The 26,565-nt window shown below is 32.8% G+C and carries 20 protein-coding genes; 19 read left to right on the top strand and 1 reads right to left on the bottom strand.

The annotated features are described in order from the left end of the window. Positions 1–11 precede the first annotated feature (11 nt). From ACKF5P_RS05980 to ACKF5P_RS05925, 12 genes are all read left to right on the top strand, one after another. Positions 12–395, top strand: a complete 384-nt coding sequence (locus ACKF5P_RS05980) for an SMI1/KNR4 family protein (protein WP_408956583.1) — start codon at positions 12–14, stop codon at positions 393–395. Between the two features lie 371 nt (positions 396–766). Beyond that, positions 767–922: a hypothetical protein gene (locus tag ACKF5P_RS05975; protein ID WP_408956582.1), complete on the top strand. Its 156-nt coding sequence runs from the start codon at positions 767–769 to the stop codon at positions 920–922. Between the two features lie 132 nt (positions 923–1,054). Then, positions 1,055–2,542, top strand: a complete 1,488-nt coding sequence (locus ACKF5P_RS05970) for a type I restriction-modification system subunit M (protein ID WP_408956581.1) — start codon at positions 1,055–1,057, stop codon at positions 2,540–2,542. Positions 2,543–2,643: 101 nt separating this feature from the next. Beyond that, complete coding sequence (locus ACKF5P_RS05965) at positions 2,644–3,852, top strand: restriction endonuclease subunit S (RefSeq protein WP_408956580.1); 1,209 nt, start codon at positions 2,644–2,646, stop codon at positions 3,850–3,852. A gap of 102 nt (positions 3,853–3,954) precedes the next feature. After that, positions 3,955–4,836: an Rpn family recombination-promoting nuclease/putative transposase gene (locus ACKF5P_RS05960; protein WP_408956579.1), complete on the top strand. Its 882-nt coding sequence runs from the start codon at positions 3,955–3,957 to the stop codon at positions 4,834–4,836. A gap of 128 nt (positions 4,837–4,964) precedes the next feature. After that, on the top strand, positions 4,965–8,015 hold the full coding sequence (locus ACKF5P_RS05955; protein ID WP_408956578.1) for a type I restriction endonuclease subunit R: 3,051 nt from the start codon (positions 4,965–4,967) through the stop codon (positions 8,013–8,015). Between the two features lie 17 nt (positions 8,016–8,032). Continuing rightward, the gene (locus ACKF5P_RS05950; protein WP_408956577.1) at positions 8,033–8,758 is read left to right on the top strand and encodes a M48 family metallopeptidase; all 726 of its coding nucleotides are present in this window, start codon (positions 8,033–8,035) and stop codon (positions 8,756–8,758) included. 451 nt (positions 8,759–9,209) lie between these two features. Then, on the top strand, positions 9,210–9,602 hold the full coding sequence (locus ACKF5P_RS05945; protein WP_408956576.1) for an ankyrin repeat domain-containing protein: 393 nt from the start codon (positions 9,210–9,212) through the stop codon (positions 9,600–9,602). Positions 9,603–9,690: 88 nt separating this feature from the next. Then, positions 9,691–12,285, top strand: a complete 2,595-nt coding sequence (locus ACKF5P_RS05940; protein WP_408956575.1) for a PD-(D/E)XK nuclease family protein — start codon at positions 9,691–9,693, stop codon at positions 12,283–12,285. Continuing rightward, positions 12,282–15,368: a UvrD-helicase domain-containing protein gene (locus ACKF5P_RS05935; protein ID WP_408956574.1), complete on the top strand. Its 3,087-nt coding sequence runs from the start codon at positions 12,282–12,284 to the stop codon at positions 15,366–15,368. Before ACKF5P_RS05940 ends, ACKF5P_RS05935 begins: the two co-directional genes overlap by 4 nt. 160 nt (positions 15,369–15,528) lie before the next feature. Beyond that, positions 15,529–15,903, top strand: a complete 375-nt coding sequence (locus ACKF5P_RS05930; RefSeq protein ID WP_408956573.1) for a zinc-ribbon domain-containing protein — start codon at positions 15,529–15,531, stop codon at positions 15,901–15,903. 67 nt (positions 15,904–15,970) lie between these two features. Then, positions 15,971–17,155, top strand: coding sequence for an NAD(P)/FAD-dependent oxidoreductase (locus ACKF5P_RS05925; protein WP_408956572.1), 1,185 nt, complete (start codon positions 15,971–15,973; stop codon positions 17,153–17,155). A 139-nt stretch (positions 17,156–17,294) separates the two neighbouring features. Here ACKF5P_RS05925 and ACKF5P_RS05920 read toward each other — a convergent pair whose 3' ends face one another. Beyond that, positions 17,295–17,933 carry a TetR/AcrR family transcriptional regulator gene (locus ACKF5P_RS05920; protein WP_408956571.1) on the bottom strand — a complete coding sequence of 213 codons (639 nt, stop codon included), beginning with the start codon at positions 17,931–17,933 and terminating at the stop codon, positions 17,295–17,297. 240 nt (positions 17,934–18,173) lie between these two features. Here ACKF5P_RS05920 and ACKF5P_RS05915 point away from each other — a divergent pair, with 240 nt between their 5' ends. From ACKF5P_RS05915 to ACKF5P_RS05885, 7 genes are all read left to right on the top strand, one after another. Beyond that, positions 18,174–19,262, top strand: coding sequence for an alpha/beta fold hydrolase (locus tag ACKF5P_RS05915; protein ID WP_408956570.1), 1,089 nt, complete (start codon positions 18,174–18,176; stop codon positions 19,260–19,262). A gap of 121 nt (positions 19,263–19,383) precedes the next feature. Beyond that, a complete protein-coding gene (fabG, locus tag ACKF5P_RS05910) occupies positions 19,384–20,127 on the top strand; it encodes a 3-oxoacyl-ACP reductase FabG (RefSeq protein WP_408956569.1) in 744 nt (247 codons plus the stop codon). A gap of 56 nt (positions 20,128–20,183) precedes the next feature. Then, positions 20,184–21,752, top strand: a complete 1,569-nt coding sequence (locus ACKF5P_RS05905) for an acyl CoA:acetate/3-ketoacid CoA transferase (protein ID WP_408956568.1) — start codon at positions 20,184–20,186, stop codon at positions 21,750–21,752. A gap of 28 nt (positions 21,753–21,780) precedes the next feature. Continuing rightward, positions 21,781–22,965: a thiolase domain-containing protein gene (locus ACKF5P_RS05900; RefSeq protein WP_408956567.1), complete on the top strand. Its 1,185-nt coding sequence runs from the start codon at positions 21,781–21,783 to the stop codon at positions 22,963–22,965. Between the two features lie 309 nt (positions 22,966–23,274). Then, the gene (locus ACKF5P_RS05895) at positions 23,275–24,360 is read left to right on the top strand and encodes an AI-2E family transporter (protein ID WP_408956566.1); all 1,086 of its coding nucleotides are present in this window, start codon (positions 23,275–23,277) and stop codon (positions 24,358–24,360) included. Positions 24,361–24,664: 304 nt separating this feature from the next. Then, positions 24,665–25,243 carry a TetR/AcrR family transcriptional regulator gene (locus ACKF5P_RS05890; protein WP_408956565.1) on the top strand — a complete coding sequence of 193 codons (579 nt, stop codon included), beginning with the start codon at positions 24,665–24,667 and terminating at the stop codon, positions 25,241–25,243. Positions 25,244–25,284: 41 nt separating this feature from the next. Beyond that, positions 25,285–26,562, top strand: coding sequence for a TolC family protein (locus ACKF5P_RS05885; RefSeq protein ID WP_408956564.1), 1,278 nt, complete (start codon positions 25,285–25,287; stop codon positions 26,560–26,562). The last annotated feature ends 3 nt before the right edge of the window (positions 26,563–26,565 follow it).

Genomic DNA, 26,565 nt, shown 5'->3' with positions numbered 1-26,565 from the left:
GAAGTGATAAGATGTTGTTAGAGGACTTTGTGAAATCAGCTAAGAAGCAGGATAGTAGAAATTTATTTGCTACAAGTGAGGAAGTTGAGGTTTTAAAGGATAAGGATCAATTATTTAAGAGGTTTTACCAAGATTATAATCCTCAGGATGTAGAGATTGACTTAAAGGAGGAAGGGGTAATTAGATTCTTCAATTTAGAGCAATTACTTGCTGTACAAAAAGAGTATAAAAGTGATGACTATTTTATCTTTGCAACGAAAAATGGTGATCCAATAGCGATCAAAGAGGGTGGGATTTATCTTACTTTACATGGTCAAGGTGATTATAACTTTAAGAAGGTTGCAGAAAGTTTTAAAGATTATCTCCAAGGATTGTTAGTAAAAATTAGATCATAGTCTCTACTATTTTGATAATTAGAATTGAGAAAGAAACAACAAAGGAGAGAATAATATGGAAATGTATAGATAACGGAGTAGAACCTATTTTAGAGCCGATGTGTGGTTCTGGTCGTTTTTTGAACTATTTAAGAATGGTAAGTTAATTGAAACTGAATTAGAAGAGTTTAAAATACGTTATTTTAGTATAGAGGAATTTGAAAATATTCTTAAAAATATTGGTTTTAAGGATATAAAAGTATTTAGATTATACGAAAAAGTAAGGCCTTCTTCTGAAGAACCCAGAGTTATATTTGAGGGTATTAAACCTTAAACTTTTTACGAAAATATATTCCTAAAAGAGATTACCAAATCTTAATCTGGAGGTAGTTATGAAAAAGAAAAAAGTTTTAATTATAGGTGCTGGTATTGCTGGGCTTTCTGCTGTTTCTTATAAGGAAACTAAAGCTCAAATAGGAGATGAGGTCTTGAAGATTCTAGATGATAAGTTTCCAGGTTTTAGTTCAGCAGGGGAAGAAGGAGCTTAAAAAAAATATATAGAAGGATATTTAAGTTAAAAATAGAAAATAACAACCAATGGAGAAGTGGTTAATTTTGCTATAATCACTTAGAGAACTTATAGCTATAATTAAATTTAGGAATTAATGGAGGGGTTATTAATGTTAGAAGAAAAGTTAAACTTGGATAAGCTTAAGTCACATTTATGGGAGTCAGCAAATATTTTGAGAGGTAGTATTGATTCTTCAGATTATAAGCAGTACATATTTGGAATGTTATTTTTGAAACGACTTAGTGATGTCTTTGAAGAAGAAAGAGAAAGAATTAGAGAAGAAGATGGAGAAGACTTTGTAGACAAGCCTTTATTTTATGATTTTTATGTCCCTGAGAAAGCAAGATGGGAGCATATCAGTAGTGTTACAGAAGATATAGGAGCAACTTTAAATAAAGCATTTGAAGCTTTAGAAGAAGAGAACCCAACACTAGAAGGGGTTTTAGTAAGTATAGATTTTAATGATAAAGAGCGACTACCTGATACTGTATTAGATGGATTGATACAGCATTTCTCTGAGTATTCATTAGGAAATCAAGATCTAGAAGATCCAGATCTGTTAGGTAGAGCTTATGAGTATCTAATTGATAAGTTTGCAGATGATGCTGGTAAGAAAGGTGGGGAGTTTTATACTCCACAGGAAGTAGTAAAATTATTGGTTAAGATTGCAGATCCTCAGCCTAACCATCGAATTTATGATCCTTGTTGTGGATCAGGAGGCATGTTAATTTATTCAGCTGAAAACTTAAGAGAAAAGGGTTATGATACTTCTGAGATTACTCTGTATGGTCAAGAGAAGAATCTAAATACTTGGGCTATCTGTAAGATGAATATGCTGTTACATGGTCATTATGACGCACAAATAGCAAAAGGTGATACTATGATCGATCCTGAGTTTACTGAAGGTGGTTCTTTGCAGCAATTTGATCGAGTATTAGCTAATCCAATGTGGAACCAAAAAAGGTGGCACAAAGAAGAACTGAAAGATTCAGAGCCTTTTGGTAGATTTAAGTATGGTTATCCACCAAAGAATAAGGCAGACTGGGCTTGGATTCAACATATGCTAGCTAGTACGACAGTAACAGGGCAGGTAGGGGTAGTCTTTGATAATGGTGTTTTATTTAGAAGTCGATCAGAGGGTAAAATTAGAAAGAAGGTGCTACAAGATGACTTGGTTGAAGCAGTTATTGCTCTGCCAGCTAATCTCTTTGCCAATACTTCTTCACCAGGTTGTATCTTGATCTTAAATAAGGATAAAGCTCAAGAGAGAAAGGATAAGGTTATCTTTATCTATGCAGAAGAAGATTATGAAGAGTTGAGTAATCAGAATAAGTTACGAGCAGAGGATATAGAGAAGATAGTAAATGCTTATCAAGAGTATGAAGATAGAGAAAAATACTGTCGGGTGGTTGATTTAGAAGAGATTGAAAGGAATGACTTTAATCTTAATGTACCTCGTTATGTTGATACTACTGAGCCAGAGGAGCCAGTCGATATTAATCAGGTGCTTGGTGAATTGGATCAGTTAGAACAGGAGTATCAAGAGATAGATAGTAAAGTTGATGGTTATTTAGGAGAGTTGGGGTATGATGCTTAATTTGACAGTTGGAAAGCAGTTAATAATTAAAAAACGAATAAAAGATATAGTTGATTTTGTAGGGGCGAACCTATGTGTTCGCCCAGAGTTGGTGATTTTTAATGGGTAATGAGGTTAAGGAAGGATATAAGAAAAGTAGTATGGGGATTATTCCAGAGGATTGGGATTTAAAACCTTTAAAAGAAGTTTGTAAATTTAAGAATGGGAAATCAGCTGATTATTATTCAGAGTTAGACAAAGGAAGATATTTGATTTATGGTTCTAATGGCCCTATCGGTTCAATAGATGATTTTAATTTAGAAGATGGTTTTATAGTAGGTCGTGTAGGAGCAGTTGGTGAAATTCATTTTATTAGTAATCCAGTATGGGTTTCAGATAATGCTATCAAGATGGAATTAAAAAAAGGAGAAAAGATTGAAAAAAACTATTTGTATTATTGGTTAAAAAGAAGAAAGTTAGGTCAGTTTGCTACCAAAAGTGCTCAACCACTTTTGAATCAATCAACTGTAAAAAGTGTTCCGATACCTTTTCCGTTATTTCCAGAACAAGAAAAGATAGCAGATATATTATCAGTAGTTGATGGAAAGCTTCAAAAGATAGATCAGATTATCGAGAAGACGAAAGAGTTAAAGAAAGGATTAATGCAGGAGTTATTGACTAAGGGGATTGGCCATAGTGAGTTTAAGAAAACAGAATTTGGTCAGATACCATTAGGTTGGGAATTTTGTAGAATGAGTAAAGTTGTTGATATAAATCCTAGTTATGATATCCCAGAGCAAGATGAGTTTTTATTTTTAGAGATGGCAGCTGTTAATACAGATAAACCTAGTGTAGATTATTGGATAAAAAGAAATAAAAAAGATTGTACTTCTATTAGATTTAAGAGATTTGATACTTTATTTGCAAGAATTACTCCATGTACTGAAAATGGAAAAACATCTTTTATTGAAGAATTAGATAATGAGTTAGCCTTTGGTTCTACTGAGCTTATAGTGTTTTCTCCAAAGAAAGATTTAGTTTATCACAAATATGTCTATTATTTAGCTAAATCACATAAAATTAGAAGCTTAGCAATTTCTATGATGGAAGGATCTACTGGTAGGCAAAGAGTGCCTAGAGAGATATTTAATTCTGCTGTAAAAGTTCCACTACCTCCACTAGAAGAACAAAAGAAGATAGCAGATATCTTATCCAGTGTTGATGAAAAGATTCAAAAGAAAGAAGAAGAGAAGGAAAAGGTAGAACGATTAAAGAAAGGATTAATGCAGAAGTTGTTGACTGGGGAGAAAAGAACAGTTAACAGTGTATAGGATATAGTGTATAGTTGGAAATCTTAAAATTGAAGGGGTTTAGATAGAATAGCTAATGTGATATAATATTACTAAGAGTTGGATGAACTAGGAGGATATATTATGAAACGAGAGATGCCTGATTTATTATGGAAGGAAATAATAGAAGATTTATTTGAAGATTTCTTAGAATTCTTTATGCCTAAGCTCTATCAAAAGGTTGACCTTAGTCAAGGTTATGAATTCTTGGATAATGAGTTGGCTAATATCGTAGATAAGACAATGAAAGGTAAGAAGATGGTTGATAGACTGGTTAAGGTTTACCTTAAAGATGGCAGGGAGAATTGGATTTTAGTCCATTTAGAAGTGCAGGGATATTATGAGGCTGAATTCAGTGCTAGAATGTTTAAATATTTTTATCGGATTTATGATAAGTATGATCAAAAAATAGTGGCTCTAGCTATCTTTACTGAAGGAAGAGAAGGATATAAACCAAATAGTTTTAATTACGATTTCCATGGAACAAAGTTAAACTATGATTATAATAGTTACAAAGTTTTAGAGCAACAGGAAGAAGAGTTATTAAAGTCTGACAATCCTTTTGCAATGGTAATTCTAGCAGGGTTATATAGCTTAAAGAGTAAAGGGAAAAATAGTTTAAGATATAATTTCAAGCAGAAACTATTTAGATTATTATTGGATAAAGGTTACGATAGAGAGAAGATTTATAATATCTTTGAGTTTTTAGATGGGATATTATTTTTACCTAAGAGTATAGAACTAAGATTTAAAAATACTATCAAACAGACTGTTGGGGGTGATGAAATTATGGCTAAGGAATTAACAAATCTTTATCAAGTTGGTAAATCGGAAGGAAAATCGGAAGGGAAATTAGAAATGGTTGAGAACTTGTTGGAGGTAGGAGTAGAGTTAGATAAGATAGCTGCAGCTAGTGGATTATCAAAAAAAGAGATAGAGAAGATTAAGAAGAAATCTCAGCATTAATGATAAAGAAGAGGGTAGCTATAATGGCTACTCTTTTTTGTAACCATGGAGTTATTTAATGGCTTTATTTGTGGTTATTCGTGTTGATTAGTGGTAAATGAATTTTTAATATGAAAGCAGGTGAGCTGATGAGTAGAAACTGGAATGAATATGAGCTGGTCGAAAAGAAGATATTAGACTTACTTAGAAATCTAAACTATGAAGTTCGTGATCTCAATCAAGGTGATAGCCTACCTCAAAGAAGTTCTAATCACGAAGTAATTTTAATTGAACGACTAAAAAAGGCTTTAAAAAGAATCAATCCTTGGCTTAATGATAATAATTTAAATAAAGCTGTCAATCAGGTTAGACCACTTAAAATTAAAGCAACTAATTTAATGGAAGCCAACGAAATGATTTATCAAAAGTTAGTCAAGCATATCTCCTTAAAGCAGGATTTAGGTAAGGGGAAGAAGAATCAGACAGTTAAATATATTGACTTTGATAATCCAGCCAATAATGACTTTCTAGCAGTCAATCAATATACAGTCAAAGGTAAAGAGACGATCAGACCTGATATAGTAGTCTTTATCAATGGAATCCCTATCTCTGTAATTGAGTGTAAGAATGAGACAACTTGTGATAAATCTGAAGAAGAAGGAATTAATCAGTTAAGAAGATACCAAAATGTAAGAAGTGATGAATTAGAAGAAGGGGCAGAAAAACTATTTTATACTAATCAAATTGTTATCTCAGCTTGGGGTAGTTCTGCTTCTATCGCAGGAATAGGTGCTCAAGACAGATACTTCATGGAGTGGAAAGATCCCTATCCTTATACTAAAGAAGATATAGCTGAATTAGTAGATAGAGAGCCAAACTTACAAGATATATTAATCTTTTCTATCTTTAATAAAGAGAACATTTTAGATCTAATTCAAAACTTTATCGTATTTGAACAAGAACAAAATTTAGTTAAAATGTTTGCTCGTTATCAACAATTTAGGGCAGTTAAAAAAGCAATTGTTAAGATTAAAGCAGCTGATAGTTTAGAAGAGAGAAATGGAACAGTCTGGCATACTCAAGGATCTGGGAAATCATTGACGATGTTATTTTTAGCCTTGAAACTGAAGCGAATGGAAGAGCTTAATAACCCTGGTTTATTATTAGTAACTGATAGAGTAGATTTAGATAGACAGATAATTGCTACATTTGAAAGATGTGGTTTTCCTAATCCAGTATCAGCTGGTAATGTTGAAGATTTAAGAAAGCAGATCAAAAATATTCGTGGAAAAAGTGTAATGACGACAGTTCAAAAGTTTCAATTAACCAAAGAAGAACAGGAGTTAAACGAAAATAAAGCAAATGATGAAGAAAAGGTAAAGTATCCTATTTTAAATGAGTCAGAAAATATCTTTATCATGGTTGATGAAGCTCACAGGACTCAATATAAAGACTTAGCTTTCAATATGAGAAGAGCATTACCTAACGCCTGCTATTTAGGCTTTACAGGGACTCCAATCGATAAAGAAAGCAGGAGTACTTTAAGAACCTTTGGGGATTATATAGATACTTATAATATAAATCAATCTGTGGAAGATGAAGCCACATTACCAATCTTTTATGAAGGTAAATTGCCAGAGTTGAGGGTTGAAGGTAGAGATTTAGACGAGATATTTGATAGAGTATTTAAGAATAAAAGTGATGAAGAAAAGAAGAAGATAAAACAAAAGTATGCAACTGCTCAGGCAATAGCAGAAACGCCTGCTAGAATTGAAAGGATCTGCTTAGATATAATTAAACATTATGAATCTAAGATAGCTCCTTTAAAAGCTCAAATAGTGACTGTTAGCAGAGAGGCAGCTGCTATCTATAAAGAGAAGTTAGATAAACTGAATGGACCAGAGTCGATTGTGATCTATAGTGGAAATAAGAATGACAAGCCTATAATCAAAAAGTACCACACTACTGATGAAGAACAAAATCAATTAATAGATCGCTTTAAAGATCCTGATGATCCAATTAAGTTTTTAATTGTCTGTGATAAGCTCTTAACAGGGTTTGATGCTCCAGTAGAGCAGGTAATGTATTTAGATAAGCCACTTAAAGAGCATAATCTCTTACAGGCAATAGCAAGAGTCAATAGACGTTTTGATGAGAAGAACTTTGGTTTAGTAGTTGATTATTATGGTGTCTTTGATCATTTAAAAGAGGCTTTAGCTATCTTTAATAATGAAGATGTAGAGAATGCTGTTAACCCTATTGAATTTGAAAAAGAAAATTTAGAAAGAAAGCATCAAAAGCTAATGAGTCTATTTAATGGTCTCGATTTGAACAACTTAGAAGAGTGTGTATTAGCTTTTGAACAAGAAGACGATAGATTAGAGTTTAAGAATGCTTTCAAAGCCTTCTCAAAGAGTATGGACATTGTAATGCCTGATCCTTTAGCAGAACCATATAGGAATGATTTGAAGGTTTTAGGGAAGATATATAAAGCAGTTAGAAATCGTTATCGAGATAAGACATTAGATGTAAAAGGGGTGGGGGATAAAGTAAAAGATTTGATTGATGAATATGTTCGAGTAGAAGATATTTCTCTGCTACATGAGCCAGTTTCTATTCTAGATGAGGATAAATTTAATCAAGTAATAGAAGAAAAAGAGAGCGAAAAAGCAAAGGCTAGTGAAATGGAAAATGCAATTAAATATACGATCAATCAAAAGATGGATGAGAACCCAGCCTTTTATAAATCACTTAAAGAGAGGTTGGAAGAGATAATAGAAAAATATAAGCAGGGGAGGTTAGATTTTTCTAAACAGGTAGCAGAGTATAGAGAAATAATTTCAGATATTAATAATGTTAAGTCTAAGGCTCAAAAGTTGGGATTAAGTGAAAGAGAGTTTGCTTTATATGAGATCTTAAAAGAGGGCCATAAAAGCGAGAAGAAGGCCAATCAAGTCAAAGAGGGAGTGGCTGAATATAATACATCTGAAGAGCCGAAAGATCTAGTAGTTGATTTAAGTAGAAATTTAATGGCTGAGCTTGAAGAGATGGCAGTGGTTGATTGGAAGAAGAAGAGAAATAAGGTTATCAAGCCGATGAAGAGGATGATCATGAAGAGGTTATATAGCTATCAACAATTTAAAGATGATATCGATAACTTAACTACAAAGATAATGCAATTAGCACACAATATTTTATAGATGGAGTGATAGCAATAATGCAAGCAATTGAGATTGGAAACAGTGAAATAGAATATAAAGTTATTCGAAGTGATAGAAAGACTCTAGGATTGGAGATAAGTAAAGAAGAAGGGCTTAAAGTTAGGGCTCCTAGGAGTGTTGAAGAAGAAAGAATAGAAGAAGTGATAAAAAAGAAGGCAGACTGGATTCTTAAAAAACAAGAAAGATTAGATAAGATAAAATCTTCTCCTAAGAAGAAGGAGTTTTTGAGTGGTGAGAAGTTAACTTACTTAGGCAGAAGATATAGAATTAAATTAAGAAAAAAAGAGATGAAGGGAGTCCAGATATCTCTATATCAAGGGAAGTTTTACATAGATGTTGATAAAAGAATTCCTAAAAAAGATAGAAGAGCAGAGGTAAAAAAAGAGCTTATTAGCTGGTACAGGAAGAAAGCTGAAAAAAGGATAACAGAGAGGGTAGCTAAGTATAAGTCTCAAATTGGTGTAGCACCTAATTCAGTTAAGATTAAAAAGCAGAAGAAGAGATGGGGTAGTTGTAGTAGTTTGGGTAATCTAAACTTTAACTGGAAGATAATCATGGCCCCGATGAGTGTGATTGATTATCTGGTGGTTCATGAGTTGGCCCATCTTAAGTACCCTAACCATTCTAAGGATTTTTGGAATTTAGTTGCGAGTGTAATCCCTGATTATAAAAAGAAAAAAGAGTGGTTGAGAGTTAATGGAAATTTGTTAGATATAGTTTAAAAAGGTAATCTAATAGAATAAAAATATTCTTTTTTATAAATACGGGCCAACACCAGTATAAAATGGGTTGTCTTGAACTACGAGGATATCCTAAAGGTTACGACAGCAACGTTATAGTGTTTAAAGGGTTTGAACTAAAATTTGGGATACTAATGATTTAGCTAAGCAATCCTTTAATTTTTATCATGAGTTAGTTGTTGATGAAGAAGATGTACTTATTTCTATTGTAAGGTCTTATCTTAAGAGTATTGCTTTAGTAACTAAAGAAGTAGGAGGAAAAAAGTTAGGGAAGTCCATTGATAATTAAATAATGATTAGTTTTAGTTCCTGGGCAACTGCTCAGGAATTATTTTTATCTAAGAATGTGGATAAGTGGAGAAAAGGTAAAATAAAAAGGCGATTTATTATTTTGCAAGAATTAGTATGATAGAGATAAAATAGGAGGGGTAAGATGAGTGTAGATGAATTGATGTTTGCAGCTACAAAGGGGAGCTCAGAAGTAAAAAAGATGCTCAAAAAAGGAATGGATATTAATACAACGGATAATGAAGGGATAACAGCTTTAATGCTGGCTGTGGCAAGCGGGAATTTAAAAGCAACACAGAGGTTAATAAAAGCAGGAGCTAATGTAAATATAACTGATAATTGTGGTAGTACAGCTTTAATGATAGCAGCAGAACGAGGATATTCCAAAATAGTAAAAGAATTAATAAAGGCAGGGGCTGATGTAGATGCTAAAGATAATTATGGTAATACCAGTTTAGACTTTGCAGAAGAAAAAAATAATTCGAAGGTTATTAAGGTATTAAAGAAGGAAAAGAAATCATTCTTTTCTTTATTCTAAGCTTCTTGTTAGTTTAATTCTAGTTAGTGTTTGGGCCAACACCAGAATAAAATAGACCTGGCTTTTTTATAAAGGAGTGAGTTAATGGATGGAGATAAATTATATAGATTATTCTGCTGATCTTTTTGAAACGGCAATAGACAATACTAAACCTAAAGTCTATATCTTTGCTAACCATGCTAGTAAATTAGCAGCTAAAGATTATTATCAGAGACCGTTTCTAGAGCAGGAGAGCTTATTTTTAATGATGGCTGAATTGAAAGAAAAGTTATTTCCTAGTGATAGATTATTATTAAAGGAAGAGAAACTGGTTATTCTCTTTTATGAACTTTTAACTGCTGAGGATAAGCGACGATTGAAGATTAATAATTATAATGATGCAATCGATTTAGCTAATCAATTCTTTAATTTTTATCATGAGTTAGCTGAGTATAAGATAGATAAAATTGAAGGGTTAAATGGCTGGCAACAAGAGAAGTATGATATATTTCAAAGGCTACGAAAAAGGTGTATAACTAAGATGGAGGAGCTAAATTATAGTGATCGGAGACTAAATTATAAGGTTGCTAATTTCAACCCGGGTTATTTCAATGATTTTGTAGAAATAGTCTTTGTCAATATCCTAAATTTTACGCCGTTAGAGAAGGAGTTATTATCTAAGTTAGAAGGGGCGGGTTATACAGTAAGGCTCTATAATCAGATCAGTCCTGCAGATTATGATGAGCAGGATTTAGAGTTGAAGTCAGTTACTTTACCTGATGAACTGGATACTGAATTAGAGATTTATCAGACTAATGAGGAGTTACTACAATTAGTGGCTGCTTTCTCTAAAGTAGAGCAAGTAGAAGATAACTATACGATTTTAGATGCTGATTTTGAGAATAACAATTATCATAACTTATTATCCAGTACTAAGGTTAAAATTGACCAAGATGTAAAGTTTACTAGGACTAAGCTGTATAGATTTTTAGAGACTCTCTATACTCTATTAAAGAATGCTGACTCCAGTAAGGGAGAGTTAAGATTATGGCTAGAGGATGTAGTAGAAGCTAGTTATTTAACTGAATTTAGAGATTATTATGATCTAGGTAAGGAGGAATTGGCTGAAATTGAGAAGTTGGCCCAAAATGACTATCTTTATCTTTCCCAAGAATTAATTGATGAGGAGTTAATACAACTTGAAGCAATCTTGAATGAGATAGAACAACTAAGTAAGTTAGGAAGATTAACTGAGTTTTGTAGTTACTTAGAAGGAATGGAGCTAGAAAAGTTAATTGAAGAGCAATATAAAGATGATCTTGCTGTTTTTATTAGTGGGTTGGCTGAGCTTGTTTCGATTGAAGAGATGGAAATTATTGATTCTTGGAGTCAGTATTTTAGCAATACTGCTCAGGGTTTATTCCTATTAATTCTAAATTACTTTAAGTTTAAGCCCATTAAAAGGTTAGTAGGTGATGAACAAGCTGGGGTTGAAATTAAGGATTTATTAGCTAGTAGTTTTATTAACCGTGATAAGATTATCTTTTTAAATCTAGCTGAAGGTATACTCCCTAAGAAAGAAGAAGCTAATTTTTTATTAACAACAGAGCAACGAGAACGTTTGGGGCTAAAGGTTCATTCACAGCGACGGTTAGAGATGAAGTATAAATTCTTTCGGCATTTATTAAGTAGCAAGCAAGTAGTAATCTTTACTCTTAAAAGTGAGGCTAGGAATATAGCTATTAGCTCTTTTATCGAAGAGTTAAAAGTAGATTATAATTTAGAAGAAAAGGATGTAGATTTGGGTGATGGAAATTATCCTCAGATTATTAAGAGTATCTTCAATTGTAATGCTGACTTATTGGGGCTTGAGTTGGCCCGTAATTCAGATCGGCTAAAGATAGAAGCTGAAGACTTTCCAGATCAGAAGTTATCATTGGGCTATTATAAGTATTCCTGTTTAAAAGAATGTAGTTACAAGTTTTATTTGAAGTATATCGGTCAATTAGAGGATAAACGGGCCAAATTTGATAATAAGCTGAGTAAGAAGGTTTTAGGCATATTAGTACATAGAGTTTTTGCGAAGATAGTTGATAGAGAAGAAGCTAAGTTTAAGAGTAATGATTTTAAAGTGGATAATAGAATAATTAGAAAAGTCTTAGAAGAGGAGCTTACTTCTTTTGATTTAAAAATTCCTAGAGACTATGAAAATTATTATCGAGATGTATTGTTTAAAGCGGTTCAAGACTCCATTGCCTACTTTTTGAGTAAGGTTAATCAGAGGCTGGATAGTGAAGTTATAGGTGTATTATCTGAATGGGCACCGGATAGAGAAGAAAGAGAAGTCTTTTTGGCAAGTGATAAGTTAGATATTTGGTTAAGTGGTAGGATTGATTTAATGATAGAGACTGAGGATGAAAAGTATCTGATCGATTATAAAACTGGTGGTGGGGATACTAAGCAGTTAGATTTCTATGCTTTACTCTGTGATTTTGAAGCAAAAGAGACTATTAATAAACAAGTTTATCAGGTGATGGAGAAGAAGTTTAACTGGGTCAAGTCTGGCTCTGAAGAGAAGTTTGCTGAAAAGTTGACTGAAGTATTAAAGGAACGACTTATCAATAGTGAAGAGTATAAAGCTGAATTTAAATCTCGATGTAGAAGATGTAATTATCTTGATATCTGTAAGGTGGGATCAAATTGATCAATATTTTAAAGGCCAGTGCAGGAACAGGAAAGACATATAGGTTATCATTAGATTATGTAGCGGCTTTATTGCAAGGAGAAGATTTTACAGAGATAGTAGTAATGACCTTTACTAGAAAGGCAACTGCTGAAATAAGGGAAAGAATTTTTGAACATTTAGAGAATATTTTAGATAAAGGTGTTGAGAGTGAAGTATTTAAAAGCTTACAGGAAGTATATAGTGATATTGAACTGGAGTTAGATAAGTTAGAAGAAATTTATCGGGAGATGATATGTAACAAGGAGAAAGTTAAGGTTTATACTATAGATAGTTTTATTAATAATATCTTTAGTCAAGCAATAGCTCCTTATCTTGATATTTACTCCTATGAGATAGTTGATGATGAGCAAAACAGAGAAATATTGGAGAAGGTCTTTAAGGAGTTACTTACTAATCCAGCCGATTTTGAATTGCTGGAGAAGTTTTTAACGGAGAATGTAGAGCGTAACGTAGATAATTATATTGAGTTAATAAAGCAGCTCTTAAAAGATAGGTGGAAGTTTCTATTGATTAAAAGAAAGGAGCGAGCTAAGCGGGAGGTAGGTAATTTAGTAGCAGAGTTTGAGCAAACTGTAGATGCTTTAGAGAGTATTGCTCTCGAAAAGGGGAAAGAGTTTTCTAAGACTTATTTTAAGAAGGCCTTTCGTTCTTATCTTAAGTTAGAAGGTTTAGCGGATAAGAAAGATTATATCACTAAGAATTATAAGCAATTCATTAAAGATACGTTCTGGAATGGAAATAAGACTAGGGGTAAGAAGGTAGCTGCTTTGAAAGAAGATTTAGAAGCAAGTTATGATCAGTTTAGGGAAATGTTAGCTAATTATATCTATAATCAAGAGATGCTCCCTTATGAAGAGGAAGTATTTAACTTCTCTCAGAGGATATTTGAAATTTATGATCAGATTAAGTTTCAAGAGAAGATATTTACCCACACCGATATTAGTAACTATACTTATCGCTACTTTTATCAAGAAGAATTAAATTTAATTACTGGGGAGGGTGTTAGTGATTATTTCTTTGAGCTGTTAGGAAGTAAAGTGACTACTCTCTTGATTGATGAATTTCAGGATACGAGTATCTTACAGTGGAGGATATTACAACCATTGTTGGCTGAATGTCAGAATATAGTAGCAGTAGGTGATCAAAAACAGTCCATTTATGGTTGGCGTGGTGGTGAAAAGGAGTTATTTGCCAACTTAGAAGAGATACTCGGTGGGGATAGTGAATCTCTATCAACCTCCTATCGTAGTGAAAGAGAGATTATAGAGTTTATAAATCGCTTCTTTAGTGGAATTTATGAAGGTTGGGAGTATGAAGGAGTAGAATATCTATCAGAAAAAGATGGTGGTTATGTTGAAGTTTTATATGGTGGTCAGAAGGCTCAGATAAATACTGATACTAACGTTTTTGCTAAATTAAATGAAGAGCATCAAAGAAAGATTCTGAATCTTAATCAGCAGATTACTGAAGAGATAAAGGTTGAATTGGCTAAGACGATCAAAGAGAAGCTGCCTAACTATAATGAAATAGGTATTTTGGCTAGATCTAATGATGATTTAGTAGAGATTGCTGCTCAGTTGGAAAGAGAAGGAATTCCCTATATTTTAGAGAGTAAGGATAGCTTAGTTGAACATCGGGCTATAAAACCACTCTATTTTCTGTTAAGATACTTGACTGATGGTGATTACTTGTCATTAATTAAGTTTTTAGCTAGTGAATTAATAGGGCTTAATAACGGAGCTTTAAAGTACTTATTAAGAAATAAAAGTAAAATAGAAGATTATCTAAGTGGTGAAGCTGTAGAGTTAGAGGCGGGTGTTCTAACTGAAGTTTTAACTATTATCAGAGATTTAAAGGAGTTAGAATTTAATTCTTTGGCTAATCAGATAGTTGAAGAGCTGGGTCTGCTGGTATTATATCAGGATAACTCTAGTGCACTTAAGAATATCTATTACTTTTTTGCAGAGATGAAGAAGTTTGAATCTTTACCTCAATTTATAGCTTATATAGAAGAAAATAAGGAGAGTGAAGATTTAAAACAGGTTGGAATCCAAAAAGCTGATGCAGTACAGTTGATGACCATTCATAAGTCTAAAGGGCTTTCTTTTGAAACTGAGTTTTTTTATTGGAAGCCGAAATCTAATCGAGGTAGTCGGGGTAATAAATTGGAGTTATATCTGGATTTTGATCAACAATTTGAGAATGTTGAAGATTATCTCTTAACTAATTCAAAATATAGCATCTTATTTGAATATTTAGGTTTTAACTTCCAAAAGCAGAAAGAAGAGAAGTCTTTTGTAGAAGAGATTAATAATGTTTATGTAGCCTTGACTAGACCAGTTAGGAATCTATTTTTATATATTGAAGCACCTTGTTCTTATAAGCGATCTCTAGATACCAAAGAGTGGAGCAAGAAAGGTTATGAAATCTATGAAGAGGCAATCTTAAAGGCAACTAAGCTAACTTCACTTAAGGAGTTGGTTGAAAGAAAGAGCTTTGGTAAGTTGATGGTTGATGCTAATAAGCAGAGTGATAGAGATGTTGAACTCCCTAAATTACAGGATTATTTTCAGACAGTAGTTTTTTCGAAAGATGAGATGGATAAGGATTTAGAGTTGAGTATAGATAGAGAGATTAAAAAGATTAAAGGGTTGGCCATTCATTATTATCTGGAATATATCAGATATGATACTTCTCAGGAACGAGAGTATGCTCGCAGCATGGTATTAGCAAAGTATGGGAACTTGTTAGGGCCAACGCGATTACAAGAAGTCTTTACTAGAGCTGAGGATTTAATTGATAGGCGTCAGGATTATTTTAGTAATAGATGGGATATTTATACTGAATATCAGTTGGTCAGTGGGGGCAAGGAATATAGAATCGATAGACTAATGGTAGATAATAAAAGAAAGGAAGTAGTCATAGTTGATTATAAAAGTGGATGGAGACAAAAAGAAGATCAACTTGCTAAGTATGCAAAGATAGTTGGAGAAAGGCTGGAGTTAGATTATGAAATTAAGACTGAATTTGTGAAGGTCTAGTAATTTCTCGTCTCAAGCTCTCTGTAATGTTGGCCCAGAGCGGATAAAAGGCAATGAATACGATCTTTAATTAAATATATAAGTTATGGAGCAGGAATTTAATGTTGAACCAAGAAATAAAGCATTAAATTCCTATATTATTACAAAGGAGGAATAACTGATGTATTGTAGCAATTGTGGTATTCAAGTTGGCACTTCAGCCAATTTTTGTAGTAGCTGTGGTCAGTCTATGAATAAAAAAGTTGATGCTGAGATAGTAGCTGATAACTCAGATAATATGATGATTAGAGAAACTTTTCAAGAAAAAGGTCTAAATCAGCAAAAAAGAGTTGAGGGTTGGAATTGGTGGGCTTTTTTATTTGGGGCATTATGGTATTTCTATAAAGGCATGGTAGGAAAAGGGATTGCAATATTCATTGGAGCATTTATTATAGGATCTATAATTCCATTTCTAGGAGTTGTTCCAGTTTGGATTTATTGCGGTGCTAAGGGAAATGAAGATTATCAGGAACATATAAATAATCTAAATAATTAAATGGATATATTGATTAAGTTTATAAATTATTTTGTTAGTTTAGAAAATATAAGGGAGGAGTGTTAAGATGGATTATCTAATAATTGGGAATGGTGTAGCAGGTGTAGAAGCAGCAGTTACTATTAGAAAAGAGGATAATGATGCTAATATCAAGATAATTACAGAAGGAGAAGAATTATTTTATTATAGGCCTCGTCTGATTGAATATTTAGGTGGAGAAATGGATTTCTCAAAGGCGGTAATCCATAAAGAAGAGTTTTATCAGAAGAAGAATATTGAGAATATCTTTGCAACTAAAATAAAAGAAATTGACCCTGAAAATAAGATTTTACTTGCACAAGAAAATAAAGAGTTTAGCTATGATAAATTATTGATTGCAGCAGGTGCTGAACCAATAGTAATTGAGATGGAGGGAAGAGATAAAAAGGGAGTATTTACTTTTAGAAATAAGAATGATGCTGAAGAAATTTATAATTATGTTCAAGAGAATAATAATGTAATTATTGTTGGTGGTGGAGTACTTGGGATTGAGACAGCTAATACATTGGCTAAATTAGGAAAGAATGTAACGGTAGTTGAGTATTTTGATAGATTATTGCCTAAGCAGTTAGATAAAGAAGGAGCAGCTATACTAAAAGAATTATTAGAGGATAAAGGAATAAACTTTGAATTAGGTAAAACAGTTGACGCAATTAAAGGGGAGAGTAAGATAGAAGAAGTTGAGTTAAATACAGCTGAGAGGTTAGCAGCAGATGCTTTAATCTTTTCAGTAGGTGTTAAACCTAGAGATGATTTTAAAATAAAAGGAGATTTAAAGAGGAATAAAGGGATATTAGTAAATGATTATTTAGAAACATCAATTTGTGATATTTATGCAGCAGGGGATATAGCTGAACATAAGGAAATCTGTTATGGGCTTTGGAAACCAGCTAAAGAACAAGGTGCAATTGCAGGGAAGAATATGGTAGAAAGCGGTAGTCTTGAATATAATGGTTCTTCTTTAGAAGTTAGATTGAAGGTTACTGGAATTCCTCTTTTTTCTGCTGGAGATAATATTGATTATGGAGATAATGATGGTATAGAAACAATAATTAAAAAAGATGGAAAAAGCTATAAAAAGTTAGTTATAAAAGATGGTAAATTAATTGGGATAATAGTGCTAGGAGATAATAACGCCTCACTAAAATTATCTAAAGTGTTTAATAAAGGGGAAGATGATAATATTGATTTAGGTCAATTTTTAGATCTCTAGTAGTTATATATAAGTTGAAACTGGTCAATTTCACTATATGAGGTTGGCCAGTTTTTTTATATAGTAATGTCTTGTGGTTACTGTACGACCATTTTTCAACTCCAAAAGATCCCTCCCTTGTAATAAGTACTTATTGAAACTAGTTTGATTTATTATTGCAATCTAGATTCTTTAATAATCCTTTAACAACGAAATTTGAGAAGAATTTTTGTCCTTCGTTTACTAAATCAAAATTTCCATTAGATATTCCCCAATCAAGAAAGATAGATCTCATACAGCGAGCTACTATTTCAGTTAGTTCTTTTGAAGAAATATCACTTCTAAATTCATCATTTCTTTGCCCTTCTTTAATTATTTTATGAATAATTTTATATAAAGGTCTATTCCAGTTTTTAATAATTTTTTCTGTTTCTGCTCTTAGTTGAGAAGAATAAAGAACTTTAACAATATCTACATTAAGTTCAGTTATGACAAATCTTAATTGTTCTTTAAGAAAAAATAAAAGTTTTTCTTTAGCTGATTTAAGTTCTTTAAAATTTTCAGTTACCTTTATATAATGTTGATCAATTTCTTTGAATTGTTTTATTATAACCTCACTTTTAGATGAAAAATAAGTATAGAATGTTCCTTTAGAAGTTCCTGTTTTATTAGCAATTTCTTTAATAGTAACATTTTCATAGCCTTTTTGTTTAAAGAGTTTTATAGCAGTTTCAAATAATTTTTTTTTAGTTTTTAATGCTTGGATTTCTCTAGAAGTCATATTTTCAATCTTTGTCATAAAAGGCCAACTCCTTCCAAATTATTTATCTATATCATTTAAGTATAACATATCTAGATTTTAATATAAATAAAAAAGAGGATAAAGTTATTCTTTCTTTATGATCTGTAAAAAAATATTGACAATAGGAAAAAAAAGTAGTATTATATGGATGTATTCATTGACCGCGGTCAGTGAATAAGGTTGATCAATATAGTTAAAGGGTAGTTGTAGCCAAAAGAGAAGGAGGAGGGGTTTTTTATGCTTGTCGAAAAACAGAAGTTGAAGTTATCTAGACCTTTTAAGACTGAGCAGGGTGAGATTATAAAGGAGCCAATCATCGCTTATGAAGAATACGGCAAAAAAGAAGGGCCAGTTATCTTTATTGCTCATGGTGGGTTATCTAATCAACATGCAGCAGGGAAATATTCAAAAAAAGATAAAGAACCAGGCTGGTGGGATGAAATCATAGGAGAAGGTAAAGCTATTGATTTAAATAAATATAGAGTTATTTGTGCTAATTCTTTAGGAGGTATGAATGGGACATCAAGTCCTTTAAGTATAAACCCTGATACCGGAAGGCGTTATGGCTCTGATTTTCCAGAGATTACTTTAATTGATACAGTAAGGTTTCATAAGGCTTTTTTAGATGAGTTAAATATAGATAAGCTTCAAATGATGGCCGGGCCGTCCATGGGTTCTTTACAGTCTTTACAAATGGCAGCTCTTTATCCTGATTTTGTTAATTCAGTAGTTGCAGTTGCTACTGCTGGAAGGATGACTCCATCTGGAATGGCAATGCATCATTTTATGATAAATGCAGCTAAATCAGATCCAGAATTCAATAAAGGAAACTATGAAAATGAAAACCCTAAATTAGCTTTGAAGTTAATTCATCAGGTTGCTCGTTTATATTATACTAATCGTAGGATTATAGAAGAATTCTCTTCAAAAAATGTTGTAGAGGGCTTTGATGCTCAAAAGAAAAGAAGTGAAAATGTTTATAAATACTTAACCAGAGGCTTAGAGAAAGAAATTAAAGGAAGAGATTTAAATTGTTATATTAGACTTCTTGAAGCTGTTAATACTTATGATCTTGGCAGAGATGTTGGAGATTATAAAGAAGGAATATTAAGAATTAAAGCTCCTTTATTATTAATTAATATAACAACAGACCAAGAGTTTCCACCTGTATGGGCAGATGAAGTTGCTGATATTTTAAATGCTAAAAGGCCGGGACAAGCAGAAGTAAGAGAAATTGATTCTTCCTGGGGCCATCTTGGCTGTGTAAAGGAAGCAGAAGTTATTAATAAGCATATATCTGAATTTATAGTGGATATAGAGAATTAAAAAATTAAAAGAATTTATCCCCTCTGGATTAGATAAATCTTAATTTATCTAAGGGAAAAGATTTATTTTTTAATATATAATGACCGAGGTTGATGATCATAGGTTAAAAAAGGAGGAAAAAATGAGATTAAAGGATAAAGTCTGTATTATTACTGGTTCTGGTAAAGGTATAGGTGCAGCAGCAGCTAAAAAGTTTGCTGAAGAAAAAGCAAAAGTAGTGGCAGTTTGTGATATTGATACTGAAGCAGTAGAAAAAACAGTAAAAGAGATTAAAGAAGCTGGTGGAGAAGCAATTGGTTTTGAGGTTGATGTAACTGATAAAGATGATATTCAAGATATGGTTGACTGTTTAATGGATAAGTATGGTAAAGTTGATGTACTTGTTAATAATGCTGGTATTATCATGGATGCTCAGTTACATAAAATGGATGAAGATAGGTATGATAAGGTAATAGATATTAATTTAAAAGGAACTTATTTATGTACTAAAGCAGTAGTAGATATTATGCGTGAGCAGGAAAGTGGTTCTATTATCAATACATCATCAATAGTTGGAATTTATGGTAACTTTGGGCAAACTAATTATGCAGCTAGTAAATTTGGTGTAGTTGGTATGGCTAAATCATGGGCCAAAGAGTTAGGTAGAAAAGGAATAAGAGCAAATGTTGTATGTCCTGGTTTTATTGCTACTTCGATTTTAGATGATATGCCAGAAAAAGTTATAAAGTCAATGGAGAAAAAAGTATCTTTAGGACGGTTAGGAGAGCCTGAGGAAATAGCTAATGTGTATGCCTTTTTAGCTTCTGATGAGTCTAGTTATATAACAGGTGCAGTAATTGATGTTAGTGGAGATACTACATTATAAAGTTATGGAGTAAGCTTATAAATAAAAGCTAAACCTTTATCAAGGGGGGATTTGTTTTGGATAGAGTTGAATTTGTTAGCACTAAAGAAGCTGCTGAGATGATTTCTGATAATGCTAAAATTGGAACAGTCGGTTTTGTGATGACTGCCACTCCAGAAGAGATTTGGCTTGAAATGGAAAACAGATTTCTAGAGGAAGGAAGTCCTAAAGATTTAACTTTAATGTGGGCATCTGGAATAGGAGATGGAGGAAAAAAAAGAGGTCTTAATCATTTGGCCCATGAAGGAATGATTGAAAAAGTAATTGGTGGTCATTATGGTTTAATCCCTAAGTTAGTTGAACTTGTTGCTGATAATAAAGTTAAGGCTTATAATTTTCCGCAGGGTGTTTTATCGCAGATGTTTAGAGAGATGGCTGCTAAAAAGCCTGGTGTCTTAACTCATGTAGGTTTAGAAACTTTTGTTGATCCAGAGTATGAAGGTGGAAAGCTAAATGATCTAACTACTGAGGATATTGTAGAAAAAGTAGAGATGGATGGTCAGCAGTATTTATTTTATAAGGCACAGGAAATAGATGTAGCTATAATTAGAGGAACAGAGGCAGATAAAAATGGAAATATTGGTTTTAGTAAAGAAGCATTAACACTAGAAGCATTAGCTGTTGCTATGGCTGCCAGAAATAATGGTGGGAAGGTCATTGTTCAGGTAGAAAAAAGAGTCAAAAATGGAACTATTGATCCTAAAAATGTAGTAGTACCTGGAGCAATGGTTGATGTGGTGGCAGTTGTAGAGGATAAAAAGAATCATATGCAGACTGCTGCTACTCAATTTAATGAAGATTTTATATCTAATAAAAGAATTGTTGAAGAGGAGGTAAAAGAAGTACCTTTAACTGCTAAAAAAGTAATTGCTAGAAGATCAGCAATGCAGTTAGATAAATCTAAGTTTTTAGTTAACTATGGAATAGGAGTTCCTGAGTTAGTAGCAGATGTTTTAATAGAAGAAGGAGTAGAAGATAACTTCCTTGCGACAGTTGAGCCTGGCTTGTATGGTGGAGCTGCTCAGGGTGGATTGGACTTTGGAAGTGCTGTTGGCCCGCAGGCTATTATTGATGAGCCTTATCAGTTTGATTTTTATGATGGTGGAGGAATTGATGTGACCTTTCTTGGTATGGCTCAATGTGATCGAAATGGTAGTTTAAATGTTTCTAAATTTGGCCCTAAAATTGCTGGTTGTGGAGGTTTTATAGATATTTCTCAAAATTCTAAAGAATGTGTTTTCTGTGGAACATTTACTGCTGGCGGTTTAGAAACAGAAGTTGAAGATGGAGAGTTAAAGATTGTTCAGGAAGGACAAGTTAAAAAGTTTATTAAGGAACTAGAGCAGATTACTTTTAATGGAACATTTGAAAGTAAGAAGGGTAAGGATATTATTCTTGTAACTGAAAGGGCTGTATTTGAAATTAGACCTGAAGGGTTAACCCTAGTAGAACTAGCACCTGGGGTTGATTTAGAAGAAGATGTTCTAGCTCAAATGGAGTTTGAGCCTATTGTAGCAGATGATTTAAAAACTATGGATAAAAGGATATTTAAAGAAGAACCTATGGGTTTAAAGTTGACTGAATAAAAAATAAAAAAATGAAAGGGTGGAGAATATGAGTGTAAGTGTAGTTGGAACTTATCATTCTAAATTTGATAGGCTGGATGATAGTTTGTATGAGTTATTAGTTAAAGCAGGAAAAGGAGCTTTGGAGGATTCTGAGGTAGAAGCAAAAGAGATTGGACAAATTTTTGTAGGAAATTATAGTGGTGGAGGTTTTAATAATCAAGAACATTTAGCACCATATGCAGTAAATATTGATCCTGATTTAAGATTTACTCCAGCTACTAGAGTTGAAAATGCATGTGCTTCTGGTTTCGCTGCTATTGAAGCTGCTAAAGATGCTCTAGAAGCAGGAAAAATTGATTATGCTTTAGTTATTGGTGTTGAAAAGATGACTGATTTAGATACGAGAGGAATTACTGAAGTTTTAGCTATGGCTTCTTATTATCCAGGTGAAGCTGCTAAAGGAATGACTTTCCCTGGTTTGTTTGCTGAATATGGCAAAGGTTACATGGAGCGACATAATCTATCTCAAGAAGAGCTAAGAGAAACTTTAGCTAAGATAGCTGCTAAAAATTATAATAATGCATTAGTTAATCCTTTAGCTCAAATGTCAAGTGATTGGACTTATGAAGATATTTTGAATTTGTCTGATGATAAGAATCCAATGATTGCTCCTCCTTTGAAGTTGCATGATTGTTCTTTGGTATCAGATGGAGCTGCTGCTTTGGTGTTAACTACTACTGAAAATGCAAAAGAATTAAAAGATGATGTAGTTGAGTTGACTACTTTGGTTCATACTACTGATTATTTAGCTCTTGAGCAAAGATCAAAGTCTGAATTTGTAGCAGCTAAAAAGGCTGTTCAAAAAGCATATGATATAGCAAATATTGATGTTGAAGATTTAGATTTTGTAGAAGTACATGATTGCTTTACGACAGCAGAGTTACTAGCTTATGAAGCAATAGGGCTTGCAGAGGATGGAAAAGGAGCTAAATTGTTAGATGACGGAGTAGTTAAGGTAGGCGGAAAATTACCTGTCAATGCTTCTGGAGGTTTAAAAGCTAAAGGCCATCCAGTGGGAGCAACAGGCGTTTCTATGGCTGTTTTAGCTACACGACAGTTGCTAGGAAATCCTGTCGGCCATCAGATAGAAGATGCAGAATTAGGATTAACTTTTAATATGGGTGGAAGTGGAGCTACCAATTATGTTTCAATCTTTAAGCGAATAAAATAAGTTGAAGGATAAAGCAGACATCTTTAGTTAAAGGTGTCTGTTTTTTAATCATAATAAAGTGAACTAACTTTAAAATTATTTAATGCAGGTAATTTCTCAATAATTAATTAGTTTAGCAAGTAATAGAGTGCTTATAAAGGAAATTATAAAAAAAGAAAGAATATTAACCATAGTAGATTTATGGAATATTATGATAAAGATAAAAGGCTGAAATAAGAGTTAAATTGTACTAAGAGTCTAAGTGTAGTTAATAATATAAATCTAGGGATTTAAATTTAAGCCTAACTTCCTGGAAAAAGGAGCTGAGTTATGAATACAAAAATATTTAAAATTGGTCATGGAATTCTTCTATTATTTTTAATTATATATGTTGGTTCATTAATTAATTGGGTATTTAATCCTTTGATTGTTATATTTCAAACTCTTTTCATTCCAGTTGTTCTTTCAGGATTTCTTTTTTATTTATTAAGGCCTGTTGTTAGGGTAATGGAGAAGAGATTATCAAGAAGGCTGTCTATTTTGTTATTATACATTATTTTAGTTTATATTCTTATAAGCTTGCTCTTTATTATTGGCCCTTTACTCCAACGACAGTTTTATAGTTTAATTAATAATATGCCTTTTATTATCTCTGAAATTCAAAGTAGTCTGATTGATATTCAAGAAAGTTGGCTTTTTCAACGTTATCCACTAAGTGATATGTTAAATATAGAAGAGTTCATCTTTCAATTAGGTGATTCGATGAATCAACTGACTACAAATCTTGCTGCGGATATATTATCCTTTATAGGGGCATTAGTAAATTTAGTACTTGTATTAATTATTGTTCCGTTTATTCTCTATTATCTATTAAAGGATGGGGAGAAGTTGGGAAGTTCTATTTTGAGTATTTTTACTGAGAAACAACGTGATGATGTTCAGTCAACTTTGAATGATATTGATAAAACTTTGAGTGCTTATATACGAGGGCAGGGAATAGTTTGTCTTTGTGTAGGTGCTTTATGTTATGTTGCTTTTCTTATTATTGGATTGGATTACGCATTATTATTGGCTGTAATAGCAGGGGTTACAAATATCATTCCTTATTTTGGCCCGTGGATTGGGACTGTTCCTGCTGTAATTGTTGCTCTTTTTCACTCACCACTAATTGCATTGAGTACTATAATTACTGTTCTTATTATTCAACAGATAGAGAGTAATCTTATAGCACCTCAGGTGATTGGAAGAAAATTAAAGATGCATCCTATTACGATTATGTTTTTAATATTAGGGGCGGGTAGTCTGATAGGGTTAATTGGTATGATATTGGTTGTTCCTACCTATGCAATTTGTAAGGTGATAGTTATCCATACTCTTCAAATTTGGAGATTAAAAAGGAGAGAGGAGTATATATAAGGGCTATTGTTGTTATTTCAACACCTTTATTAATTGTTGGCTGTAAAGAAAAGAGGTTAATAGCTCCTAAAAATATAAGGTTAATTGGAGAAACAATAGTTGTTGATCTTAACATTAATTTAGGTAGTATAGAAGATATCTTTGGACTGTCAGGTTTACTTTCAAATATAATTTAATTCTTAAAAAAAGATGGAGAATATTTGATGCTATCTTACTTCACTTTTTATTGACAAAATAAGATTAGCTTGATACCATATAATTGACTGACCAGTTCGTCAATTATTAAAAAAAGGGGGGGGAGTAGATGAATAAAACAGGAAGTGATAGAAAGGACAGGGTTATTTCGGCAGCAATTGATTTGTTTTCAAAACAAGGTTTTCATGAGACGACAGTCAGTGAAATTGCTGATTTAGCAGGAGTAGCTAAAGGGACTGTCTATTGGTATTTCGATAGCAAGAGAGAATTATTTCAAGGGATTTTAATCGAGAAATTAGAGCAACTAGAGTCTGAGGTTATAGAAGAGGTTGAAGTAGAAAACTCTCCACTTAAAAAGCTGAGAGAGATTATTTATGTTTATCTTAAATTTTATCAAGAAGGGAAGAAAGTTTCTAAAATGTTTAGAGAATGTACAACTGCCCTGGAGAAGGAATTCTTTAATGGTTATATAATAGAGTTTAACCAACGGCAGGTTGAGATAGTTGCTGGGGTAATTAATGCTGCTAAAAAAGAAGAGCTGGTGACTTCTAATCAGGATAATCTGGATTTAGCACGACTTTTATTAGGGATGATCAGAACTTTTAACCCTCATCTTTATTATAAAAATGATCTAATAGAAAAGGTAGAAGTGATTGAAGATGTCTTTTTAAATGGGATTAGTAAATGATTTTAGTTATTGTTGATTAAGAGGTGAAAAGGGGGATACATATGAAAAAAGTTAAGTTGACTAGTTTGCTAGTTTTATTTGCTTTAGTTATTATAACTTTACCTATTTTAGGAGCAGAGTCGATTAAATTGACCGAAGAAGAGGCGGTTGAGCTGGCTTTAGAGAATAATAACCAGATTGAAAGTTTGAGAAGGGAAGTCAAGATTGCTGAAAAGCAAGTCGATATTGCTCGGTCTAGCTTTTATCCACAGTTGGATTTGGGAGCTGGATATACAAGGTTGGGTGAGGCGCCAGAATTATCAGTAGGGGAAGGTTCTCAGGACATTTTCACTACCAGTCTTGATTTAGAATTACCTCTTTATACTGGGGGCCAACGAAGTATTGGCTATCAGCAAGCTCAAAAAGGGGTGTTAGCGGCTCAAAAAGAGTTAGAAGAGAAGAAAAAAGATTTGGCTTATCAAGTTAGCGAACAATATTATAACCTTTTAAAGGCTAAAGATATGGTTCAGGTTAGTAAAAAGAGTTTAGAGCGGATTGAAGATTATGTACAGACTGCGGAGGCCAACTATGAAGTCGGTATCTTTACTCGAACTAATTTACTTCAAGCTCAGACTCAGAAATTACAAGCTGAGCAGGGGTTTTTAAGAGCCAAAAATGGAGCTAAATTAGCTGAATTGGCTTTAAAGAATACTCTTAATCTTCCTCGGGAGACTGAGGTGGAGTTGGTCAAACAATTGGATTGGGAAGAAAAAGGTTATCAGTTCGATAAAGTAAAAGAAATTGCTTTTAATAATCGCTTGGATTTGGAATTATTAGAGCTCAATCGTGAAATTGTAGAGTTGAATTTGGAACGAAAGAAGGGAGAAGCTCATCCAAATTTATTTTTAAGTGGTAATTATGAAGCTCAAGATGATAGCTTTACAGTTGATGGTGATTGGAGAGTAAGTCTTGGTTTAAGCTATAATTTGTATGATGGTGGAGAGCGAAGAGCTGAGCTTGTTCAGATTGAAGAGGAACTTGATATTTTAGATTTAAGATCTGATGATTTGAAAGGTTTGATTGAGTTAGAAATTGAAGAAGCATTGTTAAAAGTTAGTGAGACTAGAGAAGGGATCAAGTTAATGGAGTTGAGCTTAGAAAAGGCAGAGGAAAATTTAAAAGAGAATAAAGCTAGCTATAGACAAGGATTAATTACCACTAATGATCTTCTTGAGGCCGAAGCAACTTATCAGCAGATAAAGAGTGATTATTTGAGTGCAATTTATGATTATAATTTAGCTGTGGCTAAGCTTTATCAAGTTAAAGGAATTGGGAGGTAGGAA

This window comes from Natroniella sp. ANB-PHB2, from assembly GCF_046097105.1.
Taxonomy (GTDB): Bacteria; Bacillota; Halanaerobiia; order Halobacteroidales; family Halobacteroidaceae; genus Natroniella.
Note: the sequence above shows the minus strand (reverse complement) of the source record. Positions and strands in the feature narration are given on the sequence as shown.

What these genes read in the sequence shown, in the direction of transcription:
- ACKF5P_RS05920 (WP_408956571.1), bottom strand. Translation starts at nt 17,933, where the DNA reads ATGACAAAGATTGAAAATATGACTTCTAGAGAAATCCAAGCATTAAAA.
- ACKF5P_RS05940 (WP_408956575.1), top strand. Translation starts at nt 9,691, where the DNA reads ATGGAGATAAATTATATAGATTATTCTGCTGATCTTTTTGAAACGGCA.
- ACKF5P_RS05915 (WP_408956570.1), top strand. Translation starts at nt 18,174, where the DNA reads ATGCTTGTCGAAAAACAGAAGTTGAAGTTATCTAGACCTTTTAAGACT.
- ACKF5P_RS05895 (WP_408956566.1), top strand. Translation starts at nt 23,275, where the DNA reads ATGAATACAAAAATATTTAAAATTGGTCATGGAATTCTTCTATTATTT.
- ACKF5P_RS05980 (WP_408956583.1), top strand. Translation starts at nt 12, where the DNA reads ATGTTGTTAGAGGACTTTGTGAAATCAGCTAAGAAGCAGGATAGTAGA.
- ACKF5P_RS05930 (WP_408956573.1), top strand. Translation starts at nt 15,529, where the DNA reads ATGTATTGTAGCAATTGTGGTATTCAAGTTGGCACTTCAGCCAATTTT.
- ACKF5P_RS05925 (WP_408956572.1), top strand. Translation starts at nt 15,971, where the DNA reads ATGGATTATCTAATAATTGGGAATGGTGTAGCAGGTGTAGAAGCAGCA.
- ACKF5P_RS05970 (WP_408956581.1), top strand. Translation starts at nt 1,055, where the DNA reads ATGTTAGAAGAAAAGTTAAACTTGGATAAGCTTAAGTCACATTTATGG.
- ACKF5P_RS05965 (WP_408956580.1), top strand. Translation starts at nt 2,644, where the DNA reads ATGGGTAATGAGGTTAAGGAAGGATATAAGAAAAGTAGTATGGGGATT.
- ACKF5P_RS05975 (WP_408956582.1), top strand. Translation starts at nt 767, where the DNA reads ATGAAAAAGAAAAAAGTTTTAATTATAGGTGCTGGTATTGCTGGGCTT.
- ACKF5P_RS05900 (WP_408956567.1), top strand. Translation starts at nt 21,781, where the DNA reads ATGAGTGTAAGTGTAGTTGGAACTTATCATTCTAAATTTGATAGGCTG.
- ACKF5P_RS05960 (WP_408956579.1), top strand. Translation starts at nt 3,955, where the DNA reads ATGAAACGAGAGATGCCTGATTTATTATGGAAGGAAATAATAGAAGAT.
- ACKF5P_RS05885 (WP_408956564.1), top strand. Translation starts at nt 25,285, where the DNA reads ATGAAAAAAGTTAAGTTGACTAGTTTGCTAGTTTTATTTGCTTTAGTT.
- ACKF5P_RS05890 (WP_408956565.1), top strand. Translation starts at nt 24,665, where the DNA reads ATGAATAAAACAGGAAGTGATAGAAAGGACAGGGTTATTTCGGCAGCA.
- ACKF5P_RS05955 (WP_408956578.1), top strand. Translation starts at nt 4,965, where the DNA reads ATGAGTAGAAACTGGAATGAATATGAGCTGGTCGAAAAGAAGATATTA.
- ACKF5P_RS05950 (WP_408956577.1), top strand. Translation starts at nt 8,033, where the DNA reads ATGCAAGCAATTGAGATTGGAAACAGTGAAATAGAATATAAAGTTATT.
- fabG (WP_408956569.1), top strand. Translation starts at nt 19,384, where the DNA reads ATGAGATTAAAGGATAAAGTCTGTATTATTACTGGTTCTGGTAAAGGT.
- ACKF5P_RS05945 (WP_408956576.1), top strand. Translation starts at nt 9,210, where the DNA reads ATGAGTGTAGATGAATTGATGTTTGCAGCTACAAAGGGGAGCTCAGAA.